18 protein-coding genes and 1 tRNA gene are annotated in these 15,739 nt (G+C 61.1%); 8 read left to right on the plus strand and 11 right to left on the minus strand.

Annotated features, from left to right (window positions below):
• Positions 1-4: 4 nt before the first annotated feature.
• Positions 5-1,999, minus strand: coding sequence for an archaea-specific SMC-related protein (locus G6M89_RS04275; RefSeq protein WP_165160575.1), 1,995 nt, complete (start codon positions 1,997-1,999; stop codon positions 5-7).
• 195 nt (positions 2,000-2,194) lie between these two features.
• On the opposite strand from G6M89_RS04275, the gene G6M89_RS04280 reads away from it, so the two are divergent.
• Positions 2,195-2,539 carry a hypothetical protein gene (locus tag G6M89_RS04280; RefSeq protein ID WP_165160576.1) on the plus strand — a complete coding sequence of 115 codons (345 nt, stop codon included), beginning with the start codon at positions 2,195-2,197 and terminating at the stop codon, positions 2,537-2,539.
• Positions 2,540-2,571: 32 nt separating this feature from the next.
• Here G6M89_RS04280 and G6M89_RS04285 read toward each other — a convergent pair whose 3' ends face one another.
• A complete protein-coding gene (locus tag G6M89_RS04285) occupies positions 2,572-3,564 on the minus strand; it encodes a succinylglutamate desuccinylase/aspartoacylase family protein (protein WP_165160577.1) in 993 nt (330 codons plus the stop codon).
• 115 nt (positions 3,565-3,679) lie between these two features.
• Between G6M89_RS04285 and G6M89_RS04290 the strand changes: the two genes are divergently transcribed.
• Positions 3,680-4,198 (plus strand): peptidylprolyl isomerase, encoded by a 519-nt coding sequence (locus G6M89_RS04290; protein WP_165160578.1) that lies wholly within the window; start codon positions 3,680-3,682, stop codon positions 4,196-4,198.
• Positions 4,199-4,328: 130 nt separating this feature from the next.
• On the plus strand, positions 4,329-4,859 hold the full coding sequence (locus G6M89_RS04295) for a peptidylprolyl isomerase (protein ID WP_165161293.1): 531 nt from the start codon (positions 4,329-4,331) through the stop codon (positions 4,857-4,859).
• 36 nt (positions 4,860-4,895) lie between these two features.
• Here G6M89_RS04295 and G6M89_RS04300 read toward each other — a convergent pair whose 3' ends face one another.
• Positions 4,896-5,111, minus strand: coding sequence for a helix-turn-helix transcriptional regulator (locus G6M89_RS04300; protein WP_165160579.1), 216 nt, complete (start codon positions 5,109-5,111; stop codon positions 4,896-4,898).
• Positions 5,112-5,119: 8 nt separating this feature from the next.
• On the minus strand, positions 5,120-5,551 hold the full coding sequence (locus G6M89_RS04305) for a DUF2178 domain-containing protein (protein WP_165160580.1): 432 nt from the start codon (positions 5,549-5,551) through the stop codon (positions 5,120-5,122).
• A 170-nt stretch (positions 5,552-5,721) separates the two neighbouring features.
• Between G6M89_RS04305 and G6M89_RS04310 the strand changes: the two genes are divergently transcribed.
• From G6M89_RS04310 to G6M89_RS04325, 4 genes are all read left to right on the plus strand, one after another.
• Positions 5,722-6,669 carry an oxidoreductase gene (locus tag G6M89_RS04310; RefSeq protein ID WP_165160581.1) on the plus strand — a complete coding sequence of 316 codons (948 nt, stop codon included), beginning with the start codon at positions 5,722-5,724 and terminating at the stop codon, positions 6,667-6,669.
• A 59-nt stretch (positions 6,670-6,728) separates the two neighbouring features.
• The gene (locus G6M89_RS04315; RefSeq protein WP_165160582.1) at positions 6,729-7,073 is read left to right on the plus strand and encodes a ferredoxin; all 345 of its coding nucleotides are present in this window, start codon (positions 6,729-6,731) and stop codon (positions 7,071-7,073) included.
• Positions 7,074-7,466: 393 nt separating this feature from the next.
• A tRNA-Leu gene (locus tag G6M89_RS04320) sits at positions 7,467-7,550 on the plus strand.
• A gap of 426 nt (positions 7,551-7,976) precedes the next feature.
• The gene (locus G6M89_RS04325; RefSeq protein WP_165160583.1) at positions 7,977-8,219 is read left to right on the plus strand and encodes a hypothetical protein; all 243 of its coding nucleotides are present in this window, start codon (positions 7,977-7,979) and stop codon (positions 8,217-8,219) included.
• Positions 8,220-8,243: 24 nt separating this feature from the next.
• Here the strand turns inward: G6M89_RS04325 and G6M89_RS04330 are convergent, their stop codons facing one another.
• The 5 genes from G6M89_RS04330 to nadA all read right to left on the minus strand — a co-directional run bounded on the left by G6M89_RS04330 (position 8,244) and on the right by nadA (position 13,023).
• Entirely contained in the window at positions 8,244-8,672 is a 429-nt protein-coding gene (locus G6M89_RS04330) for a hypothetical protein (RefSeq protein ID WP_165160584.1), read from the minus strand.
• A 117-nt stretch (positions 8,673-8,789) separates the two neighbouring features.
• On the minus strand, positions 8,790-9,479 hold the full coding sequence (locus G6M89_RS04335; protein ID WP_165160585.1) for an RNA 2'-phosphotransferase: 690 nt from the start codon (positions 9,477-9,479) through the stop codon (positions 8,790-8,792).
• Positions 9,480-9,518: 39 nt separating this feature from the next.
• A complete protein-coding gene (nadC, locus tag G6M89_RS04340) occupies positions 9,519-10,334 on the minus strand; it encodes a carboxylating nicotinate-nucleotide diphosphorylase (protein WP_165160586.1) in 816 nt (271 codons plus the stop codon).
• On the minus strand, positions 10,334-11,887 hold the full coding sequence (locus G6M89_RS04345; RefSeq protein WP_165160587.1) for an L-aspartate oxidase: 1,554 nt from the start codon (positions 11,885-11,887) through the stop codon (positions 10,334-10,336). The genes nadC and G6M89_RS04345 overlap by 1 nt, the downstream gene beginning before the upstream one ends.
• Before the next feature lie 2 nt (positions 11,888-11,889).
• Positions 11,890-13,023 carry a quinolinate synthase NadA gene (nadA, locus tag G6M89_RS04350; protein ID WP_165160588.1) on the minus strand — a complete coding sequence of 378 codons (1,134 nt, stop codon included), beginning with the start codon at positions 13,021-13,023 and terminating at the stop codon, positions 11,890-11,892.
• 204 nt (positions 13,024-13,227) lie between these two features.
• On the opposite strand from nadA, the gene gfo6 reads away from it, so the two are divergent.
• The gene (gene gfo6, locus G6M89_RS04355; RefSeq protein ID WP_165160589.1) at positions 13,228-14,322 is read left to right on the plus strand and encodes a D-xylose 1-dehydrogenase Gfo6; all 1,095 of its coding nucleotides are present in this window, start codon (positions 13,228-13,230) and stop codon (positions 14,320-14,322) included.
• A 64-nt stretch (positions 14,323-14,386) separates the two neighbouring features.
• On the opposite strand, the gene G6M89_RS04360 is transcribed toward gfo6, so the two are convergent.
• Together G6M89_RS04360 and G6M89_RS04365 are read right to left on the minus strand one after the other, a co-directional pair.
• On the minus strand, positions 14,387-14,854 hold the full coding sequence (locus G6M89_RS04360) for a DUF2267 domain-containing protein (RefSeq protein WP_165160590.1): 468 nt from the start codon (positions 14,852-14,854) through the stop codon (positions 14,387-14,389).
• A gap of 102 nt (positions 14,855-14,956) precedes the next feature.
• Positions 14,957-15,703: a GIDE domain-containing protein gene (locus G6M89_RS04365; protein WP_165160591.1), complete on the minus strand. Its 747-nt coding sequence runs from the start codon at positions 15,701-15,703 to the stop codon at positions 14,957-14,959.
• Between the last annotated feature and the right edge of the window lie 36 nt (positions 15,704-15,739).

Raw genomic sequence — 15,739 nt, forward strand, 5'->3', positions numbered from 1 at the left:
TGCGTTAGATACTCGAGATACGTTCGTGACCGTCGTCAATCGCGCTTGCGTCTTCGGGGAGCAAGGCGACGACGAGGAAGTCAGTGTACTCTCGGAAGTACTCGACCAGATCTGCGATCCGGTCCGAATCGACTGCCTCGAGCGAGTCAAGCAGCATAAACGGCACTTCCTCGTACACTTCGTGGACGAGATAGCCCGCCAGCGCGAAGATCAGGCCAGTCACTTCGCGTTCACTCTCACTCAGATGGTTGATCGTATCCTCGTAGGTGCTTCCATCAGCCGTGCTGCGGACGATATGCAGATCGAACGTCGTTCGCTCGACCTTCCGACGCCCTTCACGGACCGTTTGCCCGATCCGTTCGATCCAAATTCGCTCGATGTTTTCGTACTCGAGAACCTCGAGAACGGCGTCCATGTGCTCGTTGAACGACTCGACGGCCTCGCGCTCGATCCGATCGATCCGAGTGCGCAGTTCCTCGAGTTCGTCGCGGATCTCTTCGCGACGGGCTTCGAGGTCGTCCTGTTCCTCGAGTGCGGCCTCGATATCTTCGATCTCCTCCGTCGTCGTCTCAAGGTCGCGCTCTAAGCGCCCAAGCGAGAACTCGAGTTCGTTGGCGCGGCGATTGAGATCGAGCAGACTCTCTTCATCATCGTCGTCGTCCGCGTCCGGTTCGGCCTCGGCTTCGAGTTCTGCGGCTTCATCCTCGAGCGTATCGATCTCTGCTTCGAGGTCCTCGCGGTCGCCCGTCAACTCCTCGAGACGGGACTCCCGGCGTTCGATTTCGTTCGTGATGTCGGCCAGTCGGTCCTCGAGGCGTTCGTACTGGCGTTTGGTCTGATCGATCTCGCGGCGCTCATCTCGCAGTGATTCGATGCGCTCGTCGAGATCATCGCGTTCGCTCAGTTTCTCCTCTTGGAGCGAGCGCAGTCGGTCGATCGTCTCCTCGATTTCGGTTCGCTGGACCTCGCTGCCACAGGTCCAACACTGGACGGTTTCCTCGTCGGCGAGCAACTGATCCGTGACCCCACCGTCGGCGCTCGAGTCGGCTTCTTCACCGGCGAGCAGGGCTCTGATCTCGGGATGGGAGCCCTCGAGCATCTCCTCGTTGAACTGGACGATGCTCTGGAGTTGGCTCACGACGCTGTCGATTGACTGCGAGCGCTGCTGGAGGCGGTCGATTTCGTCGTCGACGGCCTCTCGGTTCAGTGAGTCCGTCTCCGGGAGCTCTTCGCGCTCTTCTTCGAGGTCCTCGCGTTCGTTTCGAAGTGCAGCAAGGCTCTCGCGTTCGGTCTCGAGGTCGAAGCGAACGTCCTCGAGTTCGGAGCGCTGTTCGCGTAGTTCGGTGAGCTTTTCCTCGAGTTCAGCGGAGGCGTCGTCGCCATCTTGCTCGCTGGCTTCTGCTTCGGCTTCCTCGATTGCCGTTTTGACCTCCTCGAGTTCGTCGCGTTTGTCCTCGATCTGGTCCTTGATGTCGTTTCGCTGGCGCTCGAGTTCGGGAAGGTCGCCTTTGAGTGACTCGAGGCGGTCGAGTTCGTTCGCCAGTTGGTCCTTCTCTGCCGTGAGCCGAGAGATTTCGGCCTCGATTTCGTCGGTATCGACCGGCCGAAGGATGATTTCACGGAGGTCAGCGCCGGTCGTTACCGCTCGCCGGGCGGGATTCGACTCGAGCAAAAACGCGAACAGTTCAGCGAGTTCTGGATCCTCGAGATAGGGGTCGCCCTCGGTGACGATGGAATTTCCGGCACGCCGAAGCGTGCGCGTGTAGGTCTCATCGTCGAGTTCGAGTTCGACCTCGCCCTCGTCGGCATCTGCCTTGAGCGAGGCTGATTCACCGCCAAGCCCGGCCATAAACGCCTGTAGAAGGGACGTTCGGTTCGTCGCATTCCGACCAGCGAGAACGGTGATCCCGTCGTCGAGTTCGACTGTCGTTTCATCGATCCCGCCAATATTCCGGGCCCATAATTGCGCCTCTCGGGTAACGGTCTCCTGCGTAGCCATTGTTAAGTAATTTCTTATGCGAGTGATAAACCTTTGGTGGTTCAGACGCTTGTTTTCTCACAGCTTCGCTCTCGAGGGTGGATTCGGTGCTTTCAGCCTCGATCAGCACAGAGCAGAATGCAGCCACAGTGACACTCACCAGTTGTGTTCGGTTTGCTGCGTCCTTTTAAATACGAAGACGCGGCCAACGGTGGCATGGACGACCACAGCCAGTCCACACGACGAAGCGTTCTGTATACGATCAGTGTTGCTGGAGTTGCCGGATTGTCAGTCGCCGGAACTGCAAGCGCCAGCGATGCTCCAGCAGCCGCCGAATCGACTGCAACCGAGTACGTCGCCGTCGTCGACCGAATCGTCGATGGTGAACACGTCGTCCTCTTGCTCGAGTACGAGGGCGAACTGGTCGACCAACTCGTCGTCTCCGTTGACGAGTTCGAGAGCGTTGCAGAGAGCGACATCCTGCTCGTCTCCATCGCAGACGACGAACTGCTCGAGTACGAGCATGTTCCCGAGCGGCCGGATCAAGCGAACGGTTGCTGAGACTCGGTTTCAACTGTCCCGCACCGGTTTCGCTACTCGTCCCGGAGTAACGCCACACTCGCCAGTTTGTCGCCAGCGAGAACCGTTGCCTCCTGGGTTAGCGTATAGAGGACGCCATCCCGATCCGTCACCGCCTCGTGAAGCGGTTCGTACGTCGCCGGATCGTACACCGTCCCAATCGGCGTCCCGCTGGGAAGTTCCTGTCCCAACTCGAGGCCGGGATTGGCACGAAACAGTCCGGATGCCGTCGCAGACACCTGTCCCAGGTGGTTCCGGGCGAGAATCTGATCTCGCTCGGGCACCTCACCGGGTAACATTCCGAGATGGCGAAGCACGTCGAACAAGCCGTCAACACCGCCTTCGACGACGTCCTCGAGAATCTGCTTATTGTACGCGAGTTCGGGCGTAATTGATGGAATTCCCTCTTCGGAGGCCGCAACGCGGAGTTTGCCGGCGAAATTGCGCTGGTGCCACTCCTCGTCGGCGTCGTCATTGGCCTCCTCAGAGAGCAGGAGTTCGGTTCCGAACGCTTCCGCAAGGCCTCGAGACCGCGTATCACCCTCTCGGAAGACGACGTGTGGCCACATGTCGGGACTGCCCGTATGCAGATCCACGAGCGCGTCTGCCTGCGAAATTTCCTCCCAGAGGCGTGCTGCCATCCGTTCGTGAAGCGTCCCTTCGTCGTTGCCGGGCCAGACGCGGTTCATGTTCGGATTGACGCTATCGAAGCGCTCGGGTGCCGTGTAGGTCACCCGGTCGAACGTCAGCGGATTCGCCACCGGCACTGCGATGATCGTTCCGGTCAACTCCTCGAGCGACAAGCGCTCGTGAAACCGGCGCAAGACGGCGGTGCCGTTGATTTCACGGCCGTGTTGGGCAGCCTGCACGTAGAGTGTGGGTGTTTCGTCTGTGTCTGTACTCGAGTCAGCGTTGCCCTGGTAGGTGTGAATCGTCGTCGTCAATTCGACGCCGGAGGAGAGTCGTGCGAGGACGACTTCCTCGGTCGAATGTGTCCCAGTTCCCATAGTCGGTGTTCTCGACTTGGCGGTATGTACCTGCGGGGGGCCATCGACGGACGTTCTTAAGGCGAGGCTGGACAAGACCACTATCGTTTTCCGTCGGCCCATCGTCGCAAGCGGTATGGGAGACGTTACTGCAACCCTCCACACCAACAAGGGCGATATCGAGGTCGAACTGTACGACGAACGCGCACCCAGCACCGTCGACAACTTCGTCGGCCTGGCGACCGGCGGCAAGACGTGGACTGACCCCGAGTCAGGCGAGGAGGTCGACGGCGAGCCGCTGTACGACGATGTTGCCTTCCACCGCATCATCGAGGGCTTCATGATCCAGGGCGGCGACCCGACCGAAACCGGTCGCGGCGGCCCCGGCTACCAGTTCGACGATGAGTTCCACGACGACCTGCGCCACGACGACGCCGGCATCCTGAGCATGGCTAACTCCGGACCCAACACGAACGGCTCGCAGTTCTTCATCACCCTCGACGCCCAGCCTCACCTCGACGGTCGCCACTCCGTCTTCGGTGCCGTCACCGACGGAATGGATGTCGTTGAAGAAATCGGCAGCGTCGACACCGATCCAAACGACAAGCCACGCGAGGAAGTCGTCCTCGAGTCCGTCTCGGTCAACTACGAGTAACGCTGCAGCTATCGGTTAGCACATCGACATCGTTATTTGCTGTTTCTGCCTCACGGCGAGTATTAGACTCCCACGACGACAGCTACTCGCAGCCACTGTCGGTGGCGTCGGTGCGTCCCTGGCCGGCTGTCTGAGCAGTGCTGATGACGGTTCGAACGCGACCCTCCATACCACAACAGGAGAGATCGAGGTCGACCTGTACGACGAACGCGCGCCGAACACCGTCGAGAACTTCGTCGGTCTCGCGACGGGCGACAGCGCCTGGACCGACCCCGAAACGGGTGCAGAAGTCGACGGCGAGGCGCTGTACGACGACGTGATCTTTCACCGCGTGATCGACGAGTTCATGATTCAAACCGGCGATCCAACCGGCACCGGTCGCGGCGGCCCCGGCTACCAGTTCGACGACGAATTCCACGACGACCTACGCCACGACGACGCCGGCATCTTGAGCATGGCCAACTCCGGACCCGACACCAACGGCTCGCAGTTTTTCATCACGCTCGAGGCTCAGCCCCACCTCGACGGTCGTCACTCCGTCTTCGGCACGGTTACAGACGGCATGGACATCATCCGAGAAATCGGTCGCGTCGACACCGACTCGAACAATAGGCCGCTCGAGGAAGTCGTCCTCGAGTCCGTCTCGATCACCGACGGGTAACGTTGTTGCACTCACTATTTGTCCGACCGCTGACCGTCACTCACACTCGAGTTCAATCTCGAGATTCGGGTCAAAGAGATCCTCAATGTGGCACTCGAAGAATGCGGCCAGTTTGAACGCAAGCTCGAGTGAGGGGTCATAGCGTTCACGTTCGATTGCGTTGATTGTCTGGCGCGTCACGTCCACGGCGGCGGCGAGGTCGCCCTGACTCAGATCCGCTTCCTCTCGTCGTTCAGTAAGGTGGTTCTTCATAGCAGAAATCAGGCACGGCGGCTGACAACCGTATAGCAGGCACCGTAGAGCAAGCCGAGTGCCGAAAACAGGAAGATGGCACCCCAGGCCGTCGCCGAGATAGTTATGTAATTCCCGGCATCGAGGACGTAGACTGCTGGAATGATGCTAATTCCGACCATGAAAGCGATGCCGATTGTCAGCCCGCTCGCATGGTTGTGAAGCTGTTCGTCGCGTTCATCGGAGAGTTTCGCGTCGCTGATGTACGGGAGTGACACTGCGGCGAGTACCGCAGCCCAGACCGCCACGAGGTACGTGGCCGTGCCGATGAGTTGTTGTCCGAAGACAATGCCTGCAAGGAGACCTAAACAGCCGATTCCAACGAGCCCCCAGATTCCTCGTTCGTACGTTCGCTTTCCGATACCGAGCGGCGAATTTGTCTGTCGTGTGATGTCGGACATGCTTTACAGTAAAGTCTACTTTACACCTTCAAATAAATCTATCGTCGGCCGATGACAGTGGCAACTGCATCAGACACAGAGTGTCACGAGCGAACGAAAACCGGCGAGACGGGCAGTGACTCCGTTACTCAGCGACAAACATATAGAAGCCTGGACCACGTTCGACACCTATGGGTTGGACTGCTGCAGATATCCCCGATCAGACGGGTCGAACCGTCGTTATCACTGGCGCGAACAGCGGGATCGGCCTCGAGGCCACCCGGGAACTCGCTCGAAACGGCGCGACGGTAATCATGGCCTGTCGCAGCCTCGAGCGCGGCGAAGAGGCCGCCCAAGACGTTCGCGAGGAGATTCTGGCAGCCGATATCCGTGTCGAAGCGTGTGATCTGGCAAGTCTCGAGTCGATTCGCTCGTTCGCCGACCGACTCGAGAGCGACATTGACGTCCTGCTCAACAACGCGGGTGTGATGGCGATTCCACGCTCGGAGACCGACGACGGGTTCGAGACGCAGTTTGGCGTCAACCATCTCGGACACTTCGCGCTCACGGGGCTGTTGCTCGAGAATCTGGGGCTCGAAAATGGGCGCGACTCGCGAGTCGTCACCGTCTCGAGTGGCGTTCACGAACAGGGCGAGATTGCGTTTGACGATCTCCAGTCAGAGCAGTCTTACAACCAGTGGAACGCCTACGCCCAGTCGAAACTCGCGAACGTCCTCTTTGCGTACGAACTCGAGCGACGGCTGCTCACGGCGGATGCGCAGGTCTCGAGCATCGCGGTGCATCCCGGCTACGCGAACACGCAGTTGCAGTTCCGTGGGCCGACCAAGCGTGAGAGTCGCCTCGAGTTGGCGGCGATGAAACTGCTGAACGGCGTCGTCGCACAGTCATCTGCGATGGGCGCGCTGCCGTTGCTGTACGGCGCGACCGTGCCCGATATCGAGGGTGGTGCGTACTACGGGCCGGGCGGATTGCTGAACATGCGCGGCACGCCGGAACGACAGGGGTCGTCAGATCGGTCCTACGACCGCGAGACGGCACAACGGTTGTGGGATGTCTCGAGCGAGTTGACGGACGTGCACTACGACTTGCCGGAACCGAAGCCGCTGGTGCAGGAGTGACTGTCCAATCGTTGCACTAACCGCAACGTGAAAGTGTGGCACCCGCCGAGATGATAGCAATGAGTGACGACGAGCAGGGGATTCAGCGAGCGAGCGACGTTGGTTCAGCCGACGCGCCGCCGGTCGATGCAAAGCCCTACAAAATCATCTTCGAGGCCAACAAGTGCTTTGGCGCGGGCAAGTGCGCCGAAGTCAGTGATAACTGGGAGATGTCACTTGCCTCGGGCATGGCCCAGCCGAACGAGTACTACATCGGCGAGGATGACCTCGAGCACAACATTCGGGCAGCAGAGATCTGTCCGGCGAAAAAGGACGATGGCTGCATTCACGTCATTGATCGACGCACCGACGAGGAAATTGCGCCAGATCCACACGGTGATGGGACGCTGAGTGTCGATTGGTAAGTCGCGGTCACGTAGTCGCACATCGAAACGCACATCCCACCGTGTGGCCAACTGGCGAGTGCATTCTGTGCGAGGGTAGCCACTCCTATCTACCCGAACGACGTCACGAATTCGGCACGAGATGGCCGAATTCGCTCAATGGTTCTGGTCGATAGGAAAGCAGGCCAACGGCGGTGGGCTGACAACGCCGGGACCTTTTGCTGCGTTCACTCGCTTGCAGCGGCGCATACGCCTTGCGACGCTCGTTCACTGGCAAAATCTCCACCAAAAGTCATCGTCACCCCCGTTGGGGGTTCCTCGACCCGTTCGCTCACCGGAGTTCGCTCACGGTTTTACTCGACCGACACCGAAACGCACATCCCACCGTACGGTCAACTGGCGAGTGCCTTCTGTGCGAGGGTAGCCAAGCAGGCCAACGGCGGTGGGCTTAAGACCCGCTCGTGTAGACGTCCTTGGGTTCAAATCCCAACCCTCGCACTCATCACGAACAATCGGTGAGTGACGAGTGCGCGAAGCGGGATTTGAATCAGACTGAGGTTCTGCGAACGCAGTGAGCAGGTTCTCGGGCGTGGTTCAAATCCCAACCCTCGCATGTTGCCACGAACATCCGTGAGCAGCGACTGCGTTCTTGGATTTGAATTAGGGAAGTCGCAACGCGAACGGAGTGAGCGGCCGTCTTCCCGTGGTCCAAATCCCAACCCTCGAGTCCACGCGTACACCTCGAGTCCGCACCTCTACACTCCTCTCGAGCAGTGATGCAACCCACACCCACGAGTGAGATATGAATCTAACCGACTCCGATAAACAGACTCTCGAGCAGCGGCCCCATCGAACGCTCGAGACGGGCACAGCCCTGTGCCTGCAGGTTCAACCGGTTTACTCGCTCGCCGCGAATCGTCTGTGATGGACGAGCCCGACCGCGAGCGCTCCCGAATCGCGGACAACAGGTTAGCAGTTGCTGTTGTCATCGGATCGCTCGTCGTTGTTGGGGTGGGAGTGGTCCTATACTGGAGCGACTCGCTGAACATTCTCGTGCCAGCGGATGGCCCAATCGCGGATGCATTGCCGCTGTACCTGCTGACTGTGCTCATCGGTGTTGGGCTGGCCATCTGGGGATGGCAGCGATTTCTCTCGCTGTTCAGATGAGCGAGACAGCAAACAGGGGTCAGCTCACAGTTTCGCGTTCGGCAACACGAACGAGAGCGGAATGTAGAGCACGACAGCGGCGATAATACCGGCGGTCGCAGCGATAAACGGGTCCAATTCCATAAACATCACTGCAATCGGGATGATACCGCCGCCCGACAACGCCAACCCGGCCGCCACTCGGTGAAGCGACTGGAACGGACTCCCCTGCTCGTCGGCCATCGCCTCGAGTCCGCCTCGAGACTCCGAAAGCATAAAAATCGGGAGGAAGCAGTAGACGCCAGTCCCAACGAGAAGGCCGGAAAAGGCACCGATAAGCGGGGATTCAAGTGCGATATAGCCGATGGCGGTGAACGCGATGACATCAAAGAGAGCAGCGATCGCGGCGATCCGCGATGGCGTGATCGGCCCGTCCTCGAACGCCTCAGTACTCGTCTCGTGGGAACTATCCATACCAGACCTGTTGGCAGACAACATGTTATAAATTACTATTCATTCGGATTCGAGAAGAGCAAGAAAGTGTTCGTCACACGCTCGAGTGAGACGCCAACTGACGCGCCCGGCGCGCCGCTATCGGTCTGGGACGGTGAGATATGCCGGTGGCACCACATCGGTTGTGTAGGTCTCGCGCCCGCGTTTCGTGATTCGATGGCCGTCCGCACGCATCGTCGCCGCGTCGACGGCGAGGACCACTGGCTCGGCGGTGTGGCGCTCGCCTACGGTTCGGGCAGTGTGGCGAGTGCCGGAGAGATGCACCTGCTGGCGTGACATCGGCTGAAGCCCATCCTCGAGAATCGACTCGAGATTTCGCGGCACAGTCCCGTGATAGAGCGTGTCCGGAATCGGACTCTCGGTTGGCTCGAGTGAGACGTCGATTGAGTGGCCGTAGGCGGCTCTAACGCGATCATCTCTCGCTTTGCAGTCTCCGCTCGCCCGCTCGAATCGACCCTTTGGATCGGTGTCGATGACTGCCTCGAGATGGCGTTTGTCTGCCCACTCGTACTTCCGTTCGACGGCATTTGCGAGGGCCACACCTCTCGTCCAGCCCTGGTCGTCCACCTCGAGGCCGGCATCAGCTGGAAAGTGTCGAAGCGCGCCGCTGACGTATTTCGAGAGTTGTCGTCGACGCGCACCGGAGAGCAGTTTTTCGCCGCGGTCGCCACAGACCGGACAGCCCTCGCCGGTTACATCGTCCGCGCCCTCGTTACCGTCGGCTGCGAACGGCCCGTGGGCTGGACAGGTACGAATTGGTGCCGTCATGAGAGTGAGTCGGCGCTCGAGACGAAAAGATTCCGCGCTCTATTCGCCGGTTCGGAACGACAGATCCAGCGACGGCGCGGAGTGCGTGAGCGAGCCCATCGAGATTACGTCGACGCCCGTCGCGGCGTAGTCGGCGACCGTCTCGAGTGTAATGCCGCCGCTCGATTCCGTCAACACACCCTCGTACTCGGTGAGTGCATCGACCGCCTCACGAGTCTCCGCGGGCGTCATATTATCCAGCAGGATGACGTCTGCACCTGCCTCCGCCGCTCGCGGTGCATCCGCAACCGACTCAACCTCGACATCGATTTTCGTCGCAAACGAGGCGCGCTCGCGGAAGTGGGCGATTGCGTTCTCGAGACCCATCTCGGCGATGTGGTTGTCTTTGACCATCACCATCTGGGAGAGGTCGAGCCGGTGGGTGTCGCCGCCGCCCGCGACGACTGCGCGCTTCTCGAGGCCTCGCAGACCGGGCGTCGTCTTGCGCGTCGCGGCGATCCGAACGTCGTCGGATTCGACTCGAGCGGCGTCGACAACTCGACGGGTTCTGGTCGCGATTCCCGATGCGTGGCCCGCGAGATTGACGGCGACGCGTTCGCCCCGCAACACCTCGCGTGCGGGCCCCTCGACGCGCAGCAGTTCGTCACCGGGTTCGATGGCGGTGCCATCCTCGAGTGACTCGGTGACGTCGACGCCGAGATAGTCGAAGACAGCCGTCGCGGCCTCGAGACCGGCGACGACGCCTGAGGCTTTGGCGACGAGTCGGCCCGTCGTTTCACCCGGTACGTCGTTCGTCACGTCGTGGTGACCAATATCCTCGCGGAGCCACCGCTCGATCTGGGCGTTCGTGATCATCAGTCGCTTGCTGGCTGCTGTGGCGTTTGTTCCCCGTCGTCGGTCACGACGTAGTGACAGCCCTTCGACTCGCCGTTCTCACTCGCCGCACGCGCGATTAGCAAGGCGACGACACTCGCGTTCCGGAGTTCGTAGAGGTCTCGAGCGGTTCGCGTTCGGATGTACGCGTCCACTTCGCCTTTGAGTCGGCGAAGCACACCGCTCGCACGGGCGATCTCCTCGGGGTCGCGCTCGAGGCCGAGGTACTCGTCCATCGTCCGCTTCAGTCGGATCGACTTTTCGGCGGCGAAGCGCTCGGGCAGGTCAGGGTCGCGGTTCAGGAGGTCGGCTGCTTCGACGATCTGCGGTTCAGCGTCTGCTGTGGCCGCATCGTCACCCGCGCGCAACCCCCAGACGAGTCCCTCAAGCAGGCTCGTACTCGCCAGTCGATTCGCGCCGTGGACGCCGGTCCGGGCGCACTCGCCGACGGCATACAGTCTATCGAGCGTGGTCCGTCCGCGGTCGTCGACGTCGATGCCGCCACAGAGGAAGTGCTCGCAGGGTGCGACTGGAATCTCCTCGCCCTCGATTCCGCGCTCGCGACACTTCTCGGCAAGGTCGGGGAAGTCGGCCTCGAACGCGAGGGGGCTGACGTCCAAGACGACCTCACCAGTGTCCTCGCGTTCGGTTGCGACCGCGCGGGCGACGACATCGCGCGGTGCGAGTTCGGCGTCGGGATGATAGTCGGGCATGAACCGCTCGCCCTCGTCGTTGCGAAGGATGGCTCCCTCGCCGCGCAAGGCTTCCGAGAGCAAGAATGGGTTCTCACCGGCGTAGGCGGTCGGATGGAACTGCACGTACTCGAGGTCGGCTACATCCGCTCCAGCGAGCGCGGCCATGGCAATTCCATCGCCGGTCGCGTCGTCGGGATTGGTCGAACGGCTGTAGAGCGCGCCGATGCCGCCGGTCGCGAGGATGGTGGTTCCGGCGTAGATCGGGTTCCCATCGGCTTCCTCGTCGGTGATTACGCCGTGAACGCGTCCCTCGTGCGTGATCAACTCGAGGGCGGCCGTATCTTGGCGAACCTCGATGTTCGCGTGGTCGTCGATATAGTTCAAAAACGGCCGCAGGATATGCGTGCCCGTCGCGGCGTCGACGTGGAGAATGCGTTCCTCGGAATGAGCAGCCTCGCGCGCGTAGTCGAATCCGTCTGTGTCCTCGTCACCGTCGAACTCGATTCCCAGCGTCTCGAGCAGCACGTCCTCAACTGCCTCGTCGGCGTTCTCGACGAGCACGTCAACCGCGTCGTGATCGGCGGTTCCGTCGCTGGCCGCGATAATGTCTTCTTTGAGCGCGTCGGGATCGCCGCGGGTGGTCGAGATACCGCCCTGTGCCCAGTCGGTACTTGCGCCGTCGGGGCGTTCGGCTTTCGTGAGGAGAACGACCTCGCTTCCCTCGCGGGCCGCAGCGAGCGCGGCCGCACAGCCGGCGATACCGCTGCCGACGACGAGAACGTCTGTGGTGTCGTCGGATTCGCTTGAGTCGGAGTCGGTCGTAGTGTCTGTGCCAGTCATGATTAGATCTCGAGCATGCGCTCTAAGGCGAGGCCGGCGAGTTCTTTCTCCTCGGGGGCGACCTCGATCACGTTGCGCTCGCGGCCTTCGACGAGTTCCTCGAGGACCCACGTCAGATAGTTCGGGTCGATCTGGCGCATGGCGTTGCAGTCCATGCAGGCGTCACCACACAGCGGGATGACGTTCACGTCGGGATGCCAGCGCTGGAGGTGGTTCGTGAGGTGAATCTCGGTGCCGATTGCCCACGTATCGCCGGGGGCAGCGTTTTCGACGGTCTCGCAGATCGTCGCCGTCGAGCCCGCTTTGTCGGCCGCTTCGACGACCTCGCGGCGACATTCGGGGTGGACGATCACGTTCGCGTCTGGATGCTCCTCGCGGACCTGCTCGATGTGGTCAACACGGAATCGCTCGTGGACCTGGCAGTAGCCGTCCCAGAGGATGATATCGCTGTCTGCGACTTCGTCGGCGTCTTTGCCCTCGGGGTCCCAGGGGTCCCATTTCGCGATTTCGTCCTCGAGACCCATCCGGTAGGCGGTGTTCTCGCCGAGGTGTTTGTCGGGCAAAAACAGCACTTTGTCGCCTTTCTCGAAGGCGTACTCGAAGGCCTTGTGCGCGTTCGAGGAGGTACAGACGAGTCCGCCCTGGCTCGCACAGAACGCCTTCAGGTCCGCATAGGAGTTCATGTACGTGATCGGGATGATGGTCTCGTCGGGCGCAGCGGCGGTGATCTCGGCCCATGCGGCGTCGACCTGCAGGGCTTCTGCCATTCCGGCCATCGGACACGAGGCCTCCATACTCGGCAGAATCACCGTCTGCTCGTCGTCGGTGATGATGTCCGCACTTTCTGCCATGAACGTCACGCCGCCGAAGATCACGTACTCCGCGTCCGCCTCAGCGGCCTCTTTCGAGAGCTGATAGGAGTCGCCGATGAAATCAGCGTGCTCGACGATCTCCCGGCGCTGGTAGTTGTGTCCCAGGATAACGACGTCATCGCCTAATTCGGCGAGTGCCGCCTCGATGCGCTCCGTTCGCTCAGCCTCCTCGAGATCCCGGTACGCAGGCGGGAGTTGCTCGAGATTGTCGTATTTGAACAGACTGAGATCAGTGTCGAGTTCCGCGGTTTCCATTGTCACCATTGTGCGATACCTGTGAGTACTCTCACCTCATAGGGCGCTATTGAATAACTTTTTCCTTCGATAGCGCATTTCGAGAGCGTACCATCGACTGGTAGCCGTATCGAATCGGTAGAATCAGTTGATGCAGCGTTCGAATACGTTCGTATTCGGGACTGTTCGGCCGCTGTGGATTGGGCTCATTTTTCTCGAGTCCGTTGACAGCATATGGCACTCGAGGACGCGTTCACGGCGTTTACCAACCGTGATTGGGAGACAGAGTCGGTCGATGAAACAGTTCGAATTGCGATCGTCGGAACGGGTGGATTCGCTCGCAACCGGGCGCTCCCGGCGATTGCAGACAGCGACTACTGCCGAGCAACGGCGCTCGTCACCGGCTCGCCCGACAGCGCCCGCTCACTCGCCGAGGAGTTCGACGTCAATCACGTCATCAGCTACGATGCGTTCCGTGACGGCACCCACGCGGAGTCCTACGACGCGGCCTACATCGCAACGCCGAACGGTACCCACGGCGACTACGCCGTCGCTGCCGCCGAACACGGGATTCACGTCCTCTGTGAGAAGCCACTCGAGACGACGGTCAAGCGCACGCGAGAGATTCTCGAGGCCTGTTCGGACGCCGGTGTGACGCTCATGACGGCGTATCGGCTCCAGACGGAACCGGCAGTCAGGCGGACGCGCGAACTCATTCGTGAGGGTGTCATCGGCGAATGCGTCCAGGTACAGGGTGGGTTCTCACACCCGCTACTCGAGTACACGAGCCCCGACACCTGGCGATTGGATCCCGACCTCGCGGGCGGCGGCGCGCTGGTCGACCTCGGCGTTTACCCGCTCAATACCATCCGCTTTCTGCTCGAGTGCGATCCGACTGGCATCTATGCGACGACGCACTCAAGTGGCGGCCCCTTCGCAGACGTCGATGAACACGTTGCATTCCAACTCGAGTTCCCCACGGGGGCAACGGCGTCGTGTACGGCGAGTTTCGACGCCCACGCCCACAGCCGCCTCGAGATTATCGGCACCGACGGCATCATCTTGATCGCCTCGCCCTTTGGTGGCGTCGTCCCGCAGGACATGGTCGTCGAGAGCGGTGACATGCGCATGGAGTACACCGGCCCACCTGTCGACGAAGTTCGCGAGGAGTTCGATTACTTCGGCTACTGCGTGCTGACAGGCACAGACCCCGAGCCGGACGGCCGCGACGGCCTTACCGATCTGTACGCCATCGAAGCCGCTTACGAGTCCGCCGAAACGGGTCGACGTGTCGACCTCGAGACCGCTCCACTCGAGGCCGTCGACTGATGGTGGTTCGAATTGCGATGGAACGCGAAAGGAGACAAGAGAACGCAGGTGGCCCAGAGTCGTGTTAGCCTTGCTCCCAGGGCGTCGCTTCGGCGTCGGCCAGTTCGAACAGATCGTCGAACTCGTCTGGCAGTTGGCTTGCGACGTTTGCAAGGTCTTCGCCCGGAACACGTTCCTCGAGCAGCGCGATCACCGCCTTGGCGCGGTAGGTTGCCTCCGACTCGTCGATTGCACCCGGTCGTCCGTAGCCTGACTCGAGGTCGAGATCATCGTAGTTCAGCCGCTCGTGGACGCGCGTGACGAACTCAGTGAAATCGAACTGCTGGCCGTGGTCGGCCGCGAGCAGGTAGCGGTCGACCTCCATCGGGAGCGGGCTCGCGATATCGGTTGCGCCACCCTCGTTGACCCGTTCGCCGAGGGTTACGAGGACCGCGCGTGTCGTTCGAACGGCTTCGGCCTGCGTGCCGGCTTCGATGCGATGCTGTACCTCGCCCATGAAATCAGTGTAGCTCGTGCTCGTGTCTGTGCCCATCTGACTCACCAAGACGTACCCGACTGTGATGGGTCCAGGCGACAAAGGCCCAGCACCCGAATTCGCAAGCGTCCCGTCGACGGTCGCCACAGCGACCTGCGGCTACAGCAACAGTGCAACGCCGAGTACGACCGCAAGCAGCCCACCGGCCAGCCAGAGTGCAGCCGGTTTCGCCAGCAGTCGAGCCGCGCCATCCTGACACGAATCGCCGATGACGAAGACGGGCGTCTCCGGCCCGTCTTCGATAACCGCGCTCACGTCACGCATTGTCTCGCGTGCGTCCACATCGTAGCGCGATTGGCCGAGTACGTACACGTCTCCGCCCGGCTCGAGGCGGCGCTCGTAGTATCGGCGGTCGTTGCCAGTCGCAATCTCGACGACGTGTAGGTCGACACTCGTGTTTTCGGACTCGAGATCGGAGTGGTGCTCGAGAAACTCCCGAACCCGGTCGGGTTCGGCCTCGCCACCATCGACGTCGATCCGGTCGACCGTCGAGAGTGCGAACTCGCCTGCGGAGGGGTTGACCCGAATACTTGCAGTGTCGTCCTCGAGTCGAAACGGAACCCCGCCGGCTCCCTCGTCGACGGTGTTCCACGAGGAGTTCTTCCCGCTCGACTGGAGTTCTTCAACTTCGTACTCGTAGACCAGACACGGCTTTCCGGTCAGTGGACCCTCACTCGGGCTGGTAATCGGTGTTGCCGTCCCCTCGAGTTCGACTGGCCCCTCAGCGCGTTCGACCGAGAGAACATCGTCGGTGTCGCCGCGATAGACGTGGTAGGCGGGACGGAGACGAAATCCGCCGTAGATCATTGCACAAAGACCGAGGAGGACGAACAGGGAACCAGCCATCGCCCACTAGTTGAAATATTGATGCGATAAGCGTGA

It is taken from the genome of Natronolimnobius sp. AArcel1 (assembly GCF_011043775.1).
Lineage (GTDB): Archaea > Halobacteriota > Halobacteria > Halobacteriales > Natrialbaceae > Natronolimnobius.

What these genes read in the sequence shown, in the direction of transcription:
- G6M89_RS04275 (WP_165160575.1), bottom strand. Translation starts at nt 1,999, where the DNA reads ATGGCTACGCAGGAGACCGTTACCCGAGAGGCGCAATTATGGGCCCGG.
- G6M89_RS04280 (WP_165160576.1), top strand. Translation starts at nt 2,195, where the DNA reads ATGGACGACCACAGCCAGTCCACACGACGAAGCGTTCTGTATACGATC.
- G6M89_RS04285 (WP_165160577.1), bottom strand. Translation starts at nt 3,564, where the DNA reads ATGGGAACTGGGACACATTCGACCGAGGAAGTCGTCCTCGCACGACTC.
- G6M89_RS04290 (WP_165160578.1), top strand. Translation starts at nt 3,680, where the DNA reads ATGGGAGACGTTACTGCAACCCTCCACACCAACAAGGGCGATATCGAG.
- G6M89_RS04300 (WP_165160579.1), bottom strand. Translation starts at nt 5,111, where the DNA reads ATGAAGAACCACCTTACTGAACGACGAGAGGAAGCGGATCTGAGTCAG.
- G6M89_RS04305 (WP_165160580.1), bottom strand. Translation starts at nt 5,551, where the DNA reads ATGTCCGACATCACACGACAGACAAATTCGCCGCTCGGTATCGGAAAG.
- G6M89_RS04310 (WP_165160581.1), top strand. Translation starts at nt 5,722, where the DNA reads ATGGGTTGGACTGCTGCAGATATCCCCGATCAGACGGGTCGAACCGTC.
- G6M89_RS04315 (WP_165160582.1), top strand. Translation starts at nt 6,729, where the DNA reads ATGAGTGACGACGAGCAGGGGATTCAGCGAGCGAGCGACGTTGGTTCA.
- G6M89_RS04325 (WP_165160583.1), top strand. Translation starts at nt 7,977, where the DNA reads ATGGACGAGCCCGACCGCGAGCGCTCCCGAATCGCGGACAACAGGTTA.
- G6M89_RS04330 (WP_165160584.1), bottom strand. Translation starts at nt 8,672, where the DNA reads ATGGATAGTTCCCACGAGACGAGTACTGAGGCGTTCGAGGACGGGCCG.
- G6M89_RS04335 (WP_165160585.1), bottom strand. Translation starts at nt 9,479, where the DNA reads ATGACGGCACCAATTCGTACCTGTCCAGCCCACGGGCCGTTCGCAGCC.
- nadC (WP_165160586.1), bottom strand. Translation starts at nt 10,334, where the DNA reads ATGATCACGAACGCCCAGATCGAGCGGTGGCTCCGCGAGGATATTGGT.
- G6M89_RS04345 (WP_165160587.1), bottom strand. Translation starts at nt 11,887, where the DNA reads ATGACTGGCACAGACACTACGACCGACTCCGACTCAAGCGAATCCGAC.
- nadA (WP_165160588.1), bottom strand. Translation starts at nt 13,023, where the DNA reads ATGGTGACAATGGAAACCGCGGAACTCGACACTGATCTCAGTCTGTTC.
- gfo6 (WP_165160589.1), top strand. Translation starts at nt 13,228, where the DNA reads ATGGCACTCGAGGACGCGTTCACGGCGTTTACCAACCGTGATTGGGAG.
- G6M89_RS04360 (WP_165160590.1), bottom strand. Translation starts at nt 14,854, where the DNA reads ATGGGCACAGACACGAGCACGAGCTACACTGATTTCATGGGCGAGGTA.
- G6M89_RS04365 (WP_165160591.1), bottom strand. Translation starts at nt 15,703, where the DNA reads ATGGCTGGTTCCCTGTTCGTCCTCCTCGGTCTTTGTGCAATGATCTAC.